The organism is Flavilitoribacter nigricans DSM 23189 = NBRC 102662 (assembly GCF_002646595.1).
In the GTDB taxonomy this organism is placed as follows: Bacteria; Bacteroidota; Bacteroidia; order Chitinophagales; family Saprospiraceae; genus Flavilitoribacter; species Flavilitoribacter nigricans.
In genome coordinates this window covers 277,914-290,627 of sequence record NZ_PDUD01000017.1, presented here as the reverse complement: position 1 = coordinate 290,627, position 12,714 = coordinate 277,914, and the positions used below count along the sequence as shown (strand labels likewise).

The following is a 12,714-nucleotide window of genomic DNA, read 5'->3' as shown; positions in this document are numbered from 1 at the left end:
CCTAGAAGTTACCTGGCAACTGCATGGTAATGGACGTCGGGGTACAACGCGTATAGCAAACCTGGTAGTTGTAAGTGGGATGCGTGTAGCAGATCACTTTATGATCCCAGCCATCGGGGCAACCGAAGCCGTCACCACCTTTACCGGCGTAGGGATTTCCCAGCGGAGTGATGCGCCCGTAACGATCCATCACGACCAGCCCTTTGATAATCGGTCCGTAAGTTCCGGTAGCGCAGGCTAACATAAGTTTGGTGGAACTGCGTGTATTGGTGGCGATATGGTTGTAGCCTTCTTTAAGTTTGGTGGCGTCAATTACCGCCTGGCCACTTTGAATGGAAAAACCGGTTACAATTACATCGTTTAATTTGTAGGTCAGATAAGGTTCCTGCTTCACCTGTGAGGTTTGCCGGAACGCGGTTTGGGCCATCAGTCCGGTAAAAGTCAGTAAGAGCGTCAGGGTCAATAATAAATTCTTTTTCACTTTAGTATTAATTTAAGGGTTATTAGATTTTAATTACACCTCCATGTGTCCCTGCGAAAAAATGTGTACCCAAGCTTTCCAAAAAAAAGCCAAATTCTTCTGGGGTTGTATTTTCACACCGGCAGATCGGTCTTCAAAATTCGTACTCGGGTAAAATCGCTTCGGCCCGTGGCGTCCTGCCGGGAGTGAGCGCTATACGTATAGGCAGAGCCGGATGTTGGAAGGAGGCGGGCGGTAAATTACCCGGCCTGTTTGGAGCCGATTCCAGCAGATCCAGTTTCCCGTTTTGGTATTGCAGCGCAAATGTGACGACCTGCAGTTGTTCGTGTTCCAGCTCCGTGATCAGATAGAACTTCTGGCCGGAAAGGGGATTATAGCCCAGTTCATTATATCCGGTTTGCAGGCTATCCGTCCGGATCAATATGCTTCCCGCATCCGGATCGGCATGGGCCGTCAGGGCCGTCGCCCAATCCATAGTGCTATTTCTGCGGAACAGGTCGGACTGAACGCTCAGATAATCCGGTAAGGATGTTTGGGCGGTCAATACGGAAAGGGTACACAGCAGTACCAGCGAAATACCTAATTGCTTTTTCACGATGGTTCGTTTTTTGGGTTTTAGCGGTAGCTGGAATGATGGTGTTACCGTCAGGAAATGCTGCTCACGGTAAAGCGCATGCGATCGTCCGCTACCTAATGAATTGTACTATCATGTGTTACGGCTCAAGGTGATGTACCCAGTTCGCCGGTTTGCTTGCCCGCCGGTTTCCTCTTCAAACCGATCCGAAAGCCCGGTATTGGTCCTGATTGTTCGCAATCCTCCCATTTTCAAATCGAAAGAACAGGACAATATAAAAGCCATTATAGGTACGATTTGAATGGCGTAACTGTAAAGAGGTACGGGCCGAGTTCGCAAAGCTATCGCACCGATAGCACCAGCCAGCCAAAAAATTATAGGATAATTACCAGCCTTTTTAGAGGAGTTATTACTATTGGCCTGATCAGTAAAATCATTTTTTTCAAAAAAAATCTCCGAATGTGGGTACAGGAAGGAATTTGCCGACACACTTAGCTGAAAATTCACTTATAACCCTAAAACACATTATCGTGAAAAAGTCTTTTTTAATTCTATCTACCCTGTTACTGATTTTCGGCGGATTGACCGCAAGTGCTTTCCACCTGTCCGAATCGGCTGATGCTTCTGCGGCCGTATCCCCTTATTCTGCTTACAGCCTGATCGGAAGTATCGTCAGCAAATACGACGCCAAGCGCGGTATTGCTACGGTAAAGATCGCCGATGTGAAAAGTGGAAAAAATGTGATCGCTACGGACCTTCGGAAGAACCGCAGATTATTTATGGTCGCGGAGAAGAGCTCTACCGGTCAGGTGAAAGTGGAGGGCTTTATGATCATGGACGCTAGCGGTAAGTTCTCAAGACTGGGAAATCCATTCCGCAGCAAAGGCGGTGACGAATTCGGTTGCCCCGCCGGATGGGATGCCACCATTGTTTGCTACACGCATCCGATCTACAACGTGCAGGTATGCTACACCCGTTGTACGCCTACCGAGATCACGCTTCAACTGCCGGGCGGCGGTTTGTAAAAAAATAGCGAATAGCCAATTGGTTTTCGAATATGTGGTGAGTCGCGATCGGGAGATCAGCGGCTCACCACATTCTTTTTAGGGCCTATTCTACCGGATCGATCATGTGCAGATCGACGACCTTATACTCTTCAAAACCGACACTTAACCAACCCATCACGCCCCCCGAAGCGTGGGCAACGTGATCCGCAAAGCTCTTCAGGCTCAGGTAGTAAAGCCGGGCGTAAAAGTGATCCAGTTTAGGCAGAATGGTATTGAGTTTGGACAGTTCCTCCGTAATGATCTGATTGCGACTGTCGGTATCCTTAGGCAGGTTATCCATCAACTGGTGCAGGCGCTCATCGTAATGCTCACCGACCTTTTTGTAAAAGGGGCGCAGCTCTTCTTCGTAAGAAAAAGACCGGATCTTCGTGAGTTTTTCGCTCCAGTGTACTTCCCGCATGTCGATGTCTCCGTCAGCTCCCGCTACCAAAATAGTGATATAAGGTACAGCATCCATCAGTACTTTCTGGTCTTCTGTTGTCAGCGATTCTAGCTCCTTAGGCATAACTTTTGTGTTTTTTGGTCTATGCGTAAAGTTAGTTTTTTTAGTAATTGTTCCTAAAGTACGCATCAATAAAGTGATGATTTACAAATATCGGGGGATTAAGAGCCTATCCAAAAAACATCCTTTGATCTTAAAATAACCATCTATGGAACCTCATTTCGTCATTTCCTCCTCCCGTAGCGCTGCTACGAAACTCGAAAATGACTTCGTGAGAACCCAAACCTGGTCATTTTCGACATCAAAAACGCTTTCTGGATAGGCTCTAAGTACGCATCCGGCCGCACCATTGCCCTTCAGTAAGTGCTTTTTACTGACGTTTCAGTCCCGGTAGGGGGGCGTATGAAGAACATTGGCGGATGAATTGAGATCGGTAAAAGTACCCGACACCGGGCAGTTACCCGGGCCGGCATTGCGAGCAAAAAGTTTAAGACCTTCGTTCTAAGAAATTTGGACAACTTAAATTTTTACTCATTTAGTAAATTCTTCTATAAAAGTGAATCTTTGATGAACAATTTATTCGTATTTATAATTGACTGGATGTACTTTCACTGACTGCTCTTAAAACTACTCCATATGAAAAACATGCTCCTGCTGGTTCAGGTTCTCCTTTTGCTGCCGCTTTTCCTCTCCGCGCAGTATCAGAAAGGTGAATTAACGCTGCTGAATGGAGAGGTCCTCACCGGGTATATTGCTCAGGACACGGAAGTAGAGTTGAAGAAGCGGGTACATTTTAAAGAGTCGATGGGCAGATCTGCCTACGAAGTTTACAGCCCGAACGAAATTTCCGGCTTCCGCTTCGATAAAGGGTCCGCTTACGAATCCATTCAGACCTCCTACCGCCGGGAAGAAATCCTGTTCAAGGAAAGGACCTTTGCCAAACTGGTAGCGGCGGGTGCCATTGATCTCTACCTGTCCCAAACCAACATCGAGGAAAGCGAGTTCGTTTTTTACGCCAGAAAAGACGGTAGACTGCATCAGTTGAGCGAGTACGAATATGTGGAGGATCCAACCGGCTACGGCACGGGTACCAAAAGCTATTACCAGGGCATTCTCAACGCCCTGACCTTTGACTGCCGCCAGCGGATCGGTTTCATCCAGGAAGTACCTTTTTCCCGCAAACATATCGTGGAGACGATCGATAATTACAATTCCTGCCAGGACCCGAATTACCAGCCGCTGAAGAATTCCTACAAAGTAGACAAGAAACGCAGCTACTTTATCGAATTTTTCTCCGGTCCGATCATCGCCAGACGTACCTACGGCGACCTCGCGCTGAACGAGCAGATCGTCGTCCGCGAGGTTTTTGCCATGGTCGGTATTGCCGGTCAGGTGGAGACTTTCAAGCCGTCCCTTTCCCGCAATCTGTTGGTGCACAATAGCCTGGAAGCTTACAAATGGGTGCCCTGGCAGGAGTCCGGCGCGATCAGCGCTCCGGCGCTGAGCCTGGCCTACAACATGTCTGCGCACTATGTATTCAGCGAATCGGCCCGCATCAAATTCTTCACGCGTATCGGCGGGACTTTCATTCTGGATATTGGGCGGGATATCCTGCCCAGCCCGGGCATTAGTCTCGGAATGGGAACCTACTTCCCTGCCGGTGGCCGTCTGGATATCCAACTCAACGCCATGTCCATCCTGGGGACGGAGGGTATTTCTTCCTGGCGACTGGGTTACGCCATTCCGCTGGGATCAAAATGGAAGTAGGCTGCGCAACGAACACGCTGCCGCCGCGTCGTGTTTTATAGGTGGATGTTGGATGATAAATTAAGCGTCATCCCTCCGAAGTGCTGAAAGAAGCGTTTCATTTCATTACACCGCAAAGGCGCGAGAACACAGAGAACCCTACCCACGGGTACATTGCTGAGTTTCCCCGTGCGGACGACAAGTAGCCCTGAACGTTAAGTGCCTTTGCGATGAAAAATTGCTGCGCACTGCATTTCATGCGAGCGGATACAGCGGAATATTTAGGTCCAGCATCCACTTTCCAAGATCCATTTCCCTTTTCTCTTTCCCTCCGGCCGATTCCCGCCGCACATATTACAGAAAGATGATGATAAGATTGCCGATTAGACCTTATCTTTGCCGCAAATTTCAGAACATTTGGAAAAGACAATCAAGATAGGTACAAGGGGCAGTAAACTGGCACTCTGGCAGGCACACTACACCCAGCGTATGTTGCAGGACCTCGGGATCGAGAGCGAACTCATCATCATCAAGACGAAAGGAGATGCCATCCAGCATTTGAGTTTCGACAAGATAGAAGGTAAAGGATTCTTCACCAAAGAGATCGAAGATGCTCTGCTCCGGGAGGAGGTGGACATGGCCGTGCATTCCATGAAGGACCTGCCCACCGTGCAGCCCGAGGGGCTGGCGCTCACCGCCGTTTCCTACCGGGCTAACCCGGCTGATTGTCTGATCATCAATCCGGCTTCGGTGGAAAGCGGGGCGCTCTTCGGATTGAAAACCGGAGCCGTGGTCGGTACTTCTTCCGCCCGCCGGAAAGCGCAACTACTGGATTTTCGGCCGGATATCACCCTGAAGGATATTCGCGGTAACGTACCTACACGCCTGGAAAAGCTGAAGAGCGGCGATTTTGACGCCATTATGCTGGCCACCGCCGGGGTTGAACGCCTGGAGATTGACCTGGATGGATTTCAGGTCGTGCGCTTCAATCCCCGTGAATTCGTACCCGCTCCCGCGCAGGGCGTACTGGCTTTCCAGACCCGTAAGGACGATCTGCCGGTGCGACGCGTACTGAAGAAGATCCACCGGGCGGACGTCGCCGAAACTACCAATATCGAACGTAAAGTACTGCAACTGGCCGGCGGCGGCTGTCACATGCCGTTGGGCGTTTATTGCGAAATGGACCCGCAGGGAAACTACCACGTCTGGGCCGCCAAGGCCCCGGAATGGAACGCTCCGGTGAATCGCATCCACCTGTCTTCCAGTACGACCTTCGAATTGGCGGAATCCGTTTTGAAGGCACTGGAATAAGCGAAGGCACCGGGTTTACATCCATTTTTTTAGTCGCGTATTTCACCGTAGGAATAATGGTCCCGCACCACTATTCCCATATATTCCTATGCAATTTTTTCAATTTTCTTTTGTTACAGTGCACTTAATGCTTAGATTTGTAATCCCAAAACACATAGAAGATTTAACATCAAGCATAATCAAGAAGCCAATTTAAAAGAAATACAAACGATGTGGTAAGGTAAATTAGGTACGCACATCACTATAATTCCAGAACATACCTATAGTCCAGATCCCTTAATTTTTTTAGCTCTCATTTTTACTATCGTATATTTAAGTTCTCCAATTATCCCCAAAATCATACCATCCCATTTACACATCCGTCATTCGTACCGAAACCCCTAAAGAGTTACTGTATTTTATCATTCCGATTACAATTAATTTATTGTTAACCAGCGGTTGACCTTAACCCGTTGTAAGATCACAGGTCAATCCAAGATGTATACGAACTAGCATATGCAGAAGAAGATGTTAAAGATCGGGGTATTTTACGACGGCAATTATTTTTTGCACGTTAGCAATTATTACAATTATGACCATCCCCGGCGGAGAAGACTTAGTATTTCCGGCTTACACGAATTTATCAGACATCAGGTTGCCCAGGAAGAAGGAGAAGATATCCGATTGAGTCAGATCGTGGATGCGCACTACTTCCGCGGACGACTGAATGCCTACGACGCCCGGCAGCGGGGAGACACCCTGTACTGGGATCGCGTCTTCGACGACATTCTGATGTCGGCCGGTGTAACAACACACTACCTGCCTCTAAAAAGCAACTCTTTCGGTCGCAGAGAGGAGAAAGGGATCGAGGTCTGGCTGGCCCTGGAGGCCTTTGAACGCTGCATCACCAAGGAATTTGACGTACTGGTCCTGATCTCTTCGGACGGGGACTACGTACCGCTGATCCGCAAACTCAATACGCTGGGAACCCGCGTAATGGTCCTGAGCTGGGATTTTGAGTTCACCACCGATACCGGCAAGCGCATGGTGACCCGCACTTCCCAGGATCTGCTCGAAGAGGTGACCTATCCGGTGGCTATGCACCAGCTGATCGACAACCGCATTTCGCGGAACGACAGCATCATCAACAATCTTTTCGTGCAGACGGACGGCAAAAAGAGTTACAATAATTACGAAGAGGATCGGGATCGGGAGCGTGAGCGGAGCAATTACGATGACTACGAAGATATTGACGATGAAGATTTCAAACTGGGAGAGATCCACAGTCTGAAAGACGGTTACGGATTTATCAAATTCCCTCCTAACAATCTATTTTTCCACCACACAAGCGTGATCGACGGGGAATTCAGTGAACTGCGCGAAGGGGACGAAGTGGAATATACGGTAGGCATGAACGAAGAAGGTCAGCAAATAGCCCGTAACGTACGTCTGATCTGGGAAGATGAGGAGGACGAAATTCTTGAGGATGAATAGAACTCTACACTTTACAAACTGAGAAATTGTTTTGGGGTCCGAAAGGCTACCGTCCACCACCGGGCGGCCATGCCATCCTTCGGATCCGGTAATACCATCGAGTCTTCTGATGCATAGCTAATCATAACGAAAGGATCATTGACAAAGCGCGTATTTATCAGCCGGGACCTGCGTTCGGACAGCCCTTTCCTCCAGTTGCTTAGTCAGGAGGGATTTGCGGTATCGGGTCGGTCTTTGGTACAGTTCAGCGCTATAAACTTTTTACATTCCCCCCCGGCCGATTGGGTATTCTGCTACAGTTCCCGGTCGGCCGATTTTTTTTTGCAAGGCCTCACCCGTCTGGGCCTGCCGGCGCATCGTTACCCGCAATACGCGGCCCTGGGGCAGGGTACCGCCCGGCGCCTGCGGGAATTGGGCATCACTCCCGCCTTTACCGGCAGCGGGGAGCCGGAGGAAACGGCAACTGCCTTTCTGGAACGGGCGCGCGGACAACGGGTGCTTTTTCCGCACGCCGAACAATCGAGGCAATCCATCCAGCGTTTGTTGAGTGGCCGGCTGGAGATGCTGGACCTCATCGTATACCGCAATGAAAAGATCGAAGATGCCCGGATCGCTCCGGCGGATTATGTGGTACTGACCAGTCCGCTGAATGCCGAGGCCTTCGTTGAGAGCAATCCCGATGGGACCTGGCGTTTCGTAGCGATCGGGAATACAACAGCGGCAGCGCTGGATAGGCTGGGGATCCGGCACTACCGCATTGCCGAACGGGCTTCCGAAGCGGCAATGGCCGAGCTCGTACTTCACTGGGAAAAGTCTGATAAATGAAAAACGTAGTTGTAATATTTTTACTGGCCGCCGGCCTGCTGACCGCCTGCCAGTCTGCCTCCGACGCTGATGCAGCGGAAGGACAAATGCAAATGCCGGAGGAACTGCCGGAAAGCTTTGCTGAATTTTACGAACGCTTCCTGACGGACAGCCTCTACCAGATGGAACACATCTTATTCCCACTGCAGGGGCTGCCGGACAAAGCGGATAGTCTGACCATTGCGGAAAACAGCTTTCGCTGGCAAATGGAGAATTGGAAACTGCACCGGCCGATCCCCGGGAACAGCGATTTCCGCGTATCCTTTCGTCCGCTTTCGGAGACTATTATCCAGGAAAATATCCGGCACGAGACCGGTGCCTACGCCATGGAGCGGCGTTTTGCGGAGTTCGACGACGGCTGGTACCTGATCTATTATGCGGGTTTGAATTCGGTGGGACAGTAGGGGAGGACCTAATCTACCGGACAACTGGGCCATTTGCGGATCAGCGATCACCGACCGAAGATCCGCAAATGGACTTTACTTCTCTTTTATCTGCATCGCAAGCGAGTAGAATCTACGATGAGCTACCAAACCTTCTCCTCCGCCAGATAATTCCGCACATAATCCGAGATACCTTCCTCCAGGGAATAAAACTCTTCGGCATAGCCGGCTGCCCGCAACTTGCTCATATCCGCTTCGGTGAAATACTGGTAATTGTCCCGGATGTCCGCGGGGGTATCGACGAAGGTGATATCGGGTTCCAGGTCCATGGCCTGGAAGGTAAGCGTCGCGAGGTCCCAGAATGAGCGGGCCTGACCGGTACCCAGATTATACAGTCCCGATTCGGGCGTATTGCGGTACAGCCAGTAGCACACCTTGACCACATCTTTGACGTAAACAAAATCCCGGCTTTGCTGTCCGTCGGCGTAATCCGGCCGGTGGGAACGGAACAGCCGCATTTTGCCGCTTTCCCGGATCTGTCGCATGGTGTGAAAAATAACGGAGGCCATCCGTCCCTTGTGGTATTCATTGGGACCGTACACATTGAAGAATTTCAAGCCGGCCCAGAAGGGCGGAGCGGATTCCTGCTCCAGCGCCCATATATCGAAATCATTTTTGGATCGACCGTAGGGATTGAGCGGTTCCAACTGGTCGAGGATATCGTGGTCGTCGCGGTAGCCGTGTTCTCCGCCGCCGTAGGTAGCGGCACTGGAGGCGTAGATCAATGGAATGGCGAATTCGGTGCAGATCTGCCACAACTCTTTGGTATAATTGAGATTGAGCCGGTCGAATATGGCCACATCCTGTTCGGTGGTGTCGGTACGGGCGCCGATGTGAAAAACTACTTCCACGCCCGCCCCGTTGGAACGTAGCCAATCGGGAAAGTCATCCCGGTGCAGCTTTTCGGGATAGGATTTGCCCTGCAGGTTGGGAAATTTATCGGGATGGTCGAATTCATCTACGAGGATGAGATTTTCAAATCCGAGTTCATTGAGGTACTGGACGAGGCAACTGCCGATGAAGCCGGCGGCTCCGGTGACTACGAGCATGTTGGATGGTTTGATGATTTGATGTTGCGATGATAGGATTTTTCACCAAAAAATCAAATAATCAGATCATCAAATCATCGGTTCCCCAAATAATCAGATCATCAGATCAGGCAATCGCATAGGAAGTCAGACGACACTTGACCTTCAGCAACTGACGGATCTCTTCCAGGTCCACTTCGTAGGGTTTATAAACCGTGCTGTTATCGGAGATCAGGCGCAGGCGGGAAACGTCCGCACCGTCCCGGATCTGTTGGATCCTTTTGGCCACTACGGTATCGGTCACCACAATGTAAACGTGATTGTCCCGCAGGGGCGTATCGCGATCTACCTGCTCACAAACCACAATATCACCGTTGGTAATGGTGGGCATCATACTGTCTCCGTTGATCTCGAAAGCGACCATTTCTCCTTCCAGATTGGGAATGGAGAACTTCTGCAGGTTTTCCAGAAAATCGTGGTCCTGGTGTTCCAGAGCGTAACCGGCCAGGGCCCGTTCCGGTACCAGCGTAATATTTTGCCTTCCGCCACTTTGTTTTTCTTCGATCGACCGGGTGGGAATGTCTCCGAAGATGGCTGAGGGCGGTTCGAGGAACATTTCGTCGCTGATCCCGAAAATGTAGTTGGCATTGACACTGTAAATTTCAAACAATTTGTGGAGTTGATCCACCGTAATGTTCCGCTGTCCCTTCAAAATACTGTTCACTACGTGGTTATAGGTGCCTAGTTTTTTGGCTATGTCCGATTTTCCTTTGATCAGATTGTATTTCTCAAGCTCCAGGTAGATCTTATTAAAGCGCTGATTAACAATATGATCGGAGAAATTGCCCATAAAAATCAATTATTTGTGTTAAAATAATTTGTGATTAAAAACTATTTGTTTTAGATTTGTGAAAACCAAACGGATTTGAATGCAAATCATTGCAAATAAGGTCCACAAGATACAAAAAGTTTCTCAAAATGACGATGATATGAAGCCTAAAGGATCTACCGACTACCAAATTAACCGTAAAAATTACGAGCAGAAGCCAGGCTTCAAGGCCGACCGGCAAATGCGTCATGCGAACGGAGAACCCGTGTTCCCCGAGATCAATCTATCTATGATCCTGCGTCATCTGTGGCGCGGACTGTGCAAATTGTTCGTAGCCGTTCGCTACACCGTCCACCGGGCTACCGGCGGGCTGCAGATCCAGTGGCGTCTGCCCTGGTTCAAGTTGGGCCTGGCGGCTTTGGCCATCTTTATTTTGACCAAAAAGGACATCCAGTTTTCCATTAATATGAAGGCACCCCTGGCCGGCGTTTTCGGTGAAGCAGAAAAGACCGGTGGGGCTGCCGTACCTACCACGCAGCGCCTGAGCATGGTGCAGCCGCTGTCGTTTTCCGAATCGACCAAAGTGTCCCAGCGCGTCGCCAGTGCGGATGAACTGGACGTCAACGTAGCCCGGGAATACGTCAAGCGTTTTCGCAAGGTAGCTATAGTGGAAATGAGGAAATACGCGATCCCCGCCAGTATCAAAATGGCGCAGGGGATGCTGGAAAGTATGGCCGGACAGAGTCCGGCGGCTGTCAACCAGCACAACCACTTTGGCCCGGCCTTTGCCGGTGACCAGTTTGACAGTGCCTGGGAAAACTGGCGGGCCCACAGCCTGTTGATCCAGCGGGAATTTAAGTCTCTGCTGGATGAAGGCTCTAACTACAAAGCCTGGGCGAAAGGACTGAAAAAATCAGGTTATTCCAATGATCCGGAATACGATCAGAAACTGATCGATGTGATCCAGCGGTACCAGTTGTATTTGCTGGATGAAGAAGAGATTTGATGATGATAGGATGATCTGATCATTGAATTATGTAATGATCAGATCATCCTATCACCGATCATCGAATCATCAGATCATCGCATCATCAATCAATACCCATATTTCTTCCACCACTGTTTCAACCGTTCCTTAATTCCCGCCTCCGAGCGATTGTTTTGCGGCTCAAACAATTTGGTGCCCTTCACTTCTTCCGGCAAAAACTCCTGATCGACGAAATTGCCGGGAAAATCGTGCGCATATTTGTATTTCTCCCCGTACTTCAGATCTTTCATCAGTTGCGTCGGTGCGTTGCGCAGGTGTAGCGGCACCGGCAGGTCACCCGTCTTCCGGACGAGGGCCTGGGCGTAGTTGATGCCCATATAGGCCGAATTGCTCTTCGGAGAGGTCGCAAGATAGACCACTGCCTGCCCGAGAATGATGCGGGCTTCCGGGAACCCCACCGCTTGTACTGCCTGGAAAGCCGTCATGGCCATCAGCAGCGCGTTTGGATTGGCCAGGCCGATATCCTCCGAAGCGGAGATCACGATTCGGCGGGCGATAAACTTGGCATCCTCACCGCCTTCGATCATGCGGGCCAGCCAGTAGAGGGCCGCGTTCGGATCACTGCCGCGAATGGATTTGATAAAGGCCGAAGCGATATCGTAATGGTGCTCGCCTCCCTTATCGTAATGGGCAATGTTCTGCTGAATGATCTCTTCTACCCAGCCATCGGTAATGGTCAGGGTTTCTCCTTCCTTCTGGAAATTGGTGACCAGTTCCAGCACATTGTAGAGTTTGCGGCCGTCGCCACCCGAAAAGCGAAGCAGGGCATCGTAACTTTCGATCTTGATCTCCTTCTTATTCAGGTATTCATCCTCCTTTAAAGCCTTGTCGACGAGACTTTTGAGTTCGTCGGCGCTCAGGTGCTGCAGTACGTATACCTGGCAGCGCGAAAGCAGGGCGGGGATCACTTCAAAAGAAGGATTTTCGGTAGTGGCCCCGATCAGGGTAATGACGCCTTCTTCCACGGCTCCCAGCAGCGAATCCTGCTGGGATTTACTAAAACGGTGGATCTCATCGATAAACAGGATCGGATTCGGCTGGTCAAAAAAGCGCTGACTTTTCGCCTTTTGGATGGTATCGCGTACGTCCTTGACCCCGGAATTGATGGCGCTCAGACTGTGGAAGGGACGTTTTAACTGATTGGCAATGATCTTGGCCAGCGTTGTTTTCCCCACACCGGGCGGTCCCCACAGTATAAAAGAGGGGATATTGCCGGACTCGATCGCCCGGCGCAGAACGGCATTTTCACCAACCAGATGGGCCTGACCGGTGTATTCTTCCAGACTTTTGGGGCGCATTCTTTCGGCAAGTGGTCGCATATAATCTAATCTGGATTGTTTTGGCAATTCAAAAAAATGGTTTTATATTTGGACAACTCGAAATTGAACAATCCAGTACCCTCCATCGA

At 50.1% G+C, this 12,714-nt stretch carries 13 protein-coding genes; 7 read left to right on the top strand and 6 right to left on the bottom strand.

Annotated elements, in window-relative coordinates; translation table 11 throughout:
* Position 1: 1 nt before the first annotated feature.
* Complete coding sequence (locus CRP01_RS10350; RefSeq protein ID WP_143473347.1) at positions 2-481, bottom strand: type VI secretion system tube protein Hcp; 480 nt, start codon at positions 479-481, stop codon at positions 2-4.
* Positions 482-614: 133 nt separating this feature from the next.
* Positions 615-1,076, bottom strand: a complete 462-nt coding sequence (locus CRP01_RS10345) for a hypothetical protein (protein WP_099149950.1) — start codon at positions 1,074-1,076, stop codon at positions 615-617.
* 509 nt (positions 1,077-1,585) lie between these two features.
* On the opposite strand from CRP01_RS10345, the gene CRP01_RS10340 reads away from it, so the two are divergent.
* Complete coding sequence (locus tag CRP01_RS10340) at positions 1,586-2,080, top strand: hypothetical protein (protein ID WP_099149949.1); 495 nt, start codon at positions 1,586-1,588, stop codon at positions 2,078-2,080.
* A gap of 85 nt (positions 2,081-2,165) precedes the next feature.
* On the opposite strand, the gene CRP01_RS10335 is transcribed toward CRP01_RS10340, so the two are convergent.
* Positions 2,166-2,627 carry a hypothetical protein gene (locus tag CRP01_RS10335; protein ID WP_099149948.1) on the bottom strand — a complete coding sequence of 154 codons (462 nt, stop codon included), beginning with the start codon at positions 2,625-2,627 and terminating at the stop codon, positions 2,166-2,168.
* A 573-nt stretch (positions 2,628-3,200) separates the two neighbouring features.
* Between CRP01_RS10335 and CRP01_RS10330 the strand changes: the two genes are divergently transcribed.
* The 5 genes from CRP01_RS10330 (at position 3,201) to CRP01_RS10310 (ending at position 8,362) form a co-directional block, all read left to right on the top strand.
* Positions 3,201-4,331: a hypothetical protein gene (locus tag CRP01_RS10330; RefSeq protein ID WP_099149947.1), complete on the top strand. Its 1,131-nt coding sequence runs from the start codon at positions 3,201-3,203 to the stop codon at positions 4,329-4,331.
* Positions 4,332-4,727: 396 nt separating this feature from the next.
* The gene (gene hemC / locus CRP01_RS10325; RefSeq protein WP_099149946.1) at positions 4,728-5,621 is read left to right on the top strand and encodes a hydroxymethylbilane synthase; all 894 of its coding nucleotides are present in this window, start codon (positions 4,728-4,730) and stop codon (positions 5,619-5,621) included.
* Between the two features lie 495 nt (positions 5,622-6,116).
* Positions 6,117-7,094 (top strand): NYN domain-containing protein, encoded by a 978-nt coding sequence (locus CRP01_RS10320; protein ID WP_099149945.1) that lies wholly within the window; start codon positions 6,117-6,119, stop codon positions 7,092-7,094.
* Between the two features lie 138 nt (positions 7,095-7,232).
* Entirely contained in the window at positions 7,233-7,919 is a 687-nt protein-coding gene (locus tag CRP01_RS10315) for a uroporphyrinogen-III synthase (protein ID WP_170110311.1), read from the top strand.
* A complete protein-coding gene (locus CRP01_RS10310; RefSeq protein WP_099149943.1) occupies positions 7,916-8,362 on the top strand; it encodes a DUF4348 domain-containing protein in 447 nt (148 codons plus the stop codon). The genes CRP01_RS10315 and CRP01_RS10310 overlap by 4 nt, the downstream gene beginning before the upstream one ends.
* A 122-nt stretch (positions 8,363-8,484) precedes the next feature.
* Here the strand turns inward: CRP01_RS10310 and rfaD are convergent, their stop codons facing one another.
* A complete protein-coding gene (gene rfaD / locus CRP01_RS10305; protein ID WP_099149942.1) occupies positions 8,485-9,450 on the bottom strand; it encodes an ADP-glyceromanno-heptose 6-epimerase in 966 nt (321 codons plus the stop codon).
* A 106-nt stretch (positions 9,451-9,556) separates the two neighbouring features.
* On the bottom strand, positions 9,557-10,279 hold the full coding sequence (locus CRP01_RS10300) for a S24 family peptidase (RefSeq protein ID WP_099149941.1): 723 nt from the start codon (positions 10,277-10,279) through the stop codon (positions 9,557-9,559).
* A 139-nt stretch (positions 10,280-10,418) separates the two neighbouring features.
* Here CRP01_RS10300 and CRP01_RS10295 point away from each other — a divergent pair, with 139 nt between their 5' ends.
* Positions 10,419-11,264: a glucosaminidase domain-containing protein gene (locus tag CRP01_RS10295; RefSeq protein ID WP_170110310.1), complete on the top strand. Its 846-nt coding sequence runs from the start codon at positions 10,419-10,421 to the stop codon at positions 11,262-11,264.
* Between the two features lie 89 nt (positions 11,265-11,353).
* Here the strand turns inward: CRP01_RS10295 and CRP01_RS10290 are convergent, their stop codons facing one another.
* The gene (locus tag CRP01_RS10290; protein ID WP_099149939.1) at positions 11,354-12,625 is read right to left on the bottom strand and encodes a replication-associated recombination protein A; all 1,272 of its coding nucleotides are present in this window, start codon (positions 12,623-12,625) and stop codon (positions 11,354-11,356) included.
* Between the last annotated feature and the right edge of the window lie 89 nt (positions 12,626-12,714).

Bases quoted from the DNA above. Each gene is read 5' to 3' on its own strand.
- rfaD (WP_099149942.1), bottom strand. From the start codon at position 9,450: ATGCTCGTAGTCACCGGAGCCGCCGGCTTCATCGGCAGTTGCCTCGTC.
- CRP01_RS10330 (WP_099149947.1), top strand. From the start codon at position 3,201: ATGAAAAACATGCTCCTGCTGGTTCAGGTTCTCCTTTTGCTGCCGCTT.
- CRP01_RS10320 (WP_099149945.1), top strand. From the start codon at position 6,117: ATGCAGAAGAAGATGTTAAAGATCGGGGTATTTTACGACGGCAATTAT.
- CRP01_RS10290 (WP_099149939.1), bottom strand. From the start codon at position 12,625: ATGCGACCACTTGCCGAAAGAATGCGCCCCAAAAGTCTGGAAGAATAC.
- CRP01_RS10295 (WP_170110310.1), top strand. From the start codon at position 10,419: ATGAAGCCTAAAGGATCTACCGACTACCAAATTAACCGTAAAAATTAC.
- CRP01_RS10335 (WP_099149948.1), bottom strand. From the start codon at position 2,627: ATGCCTAAGGAGCTAGAATCGCTGACAACAGAAGACCAGAAAGTACTG.
- CRP01_RS10300 (WP_099149941.1), bottom strand. From the start codon at position 10,279: ATGGGCAATTTCTCCGATCATATTGTTAATCAGCGCTTTAATAAGATC.
- CRP01_RS10310 (WP_099149943.1), top strand. From the start codon at position 7,916: ATGAAAAACGTAGTTGTAATATTTTTACTGGCCGCCGGCCTGCTGACC.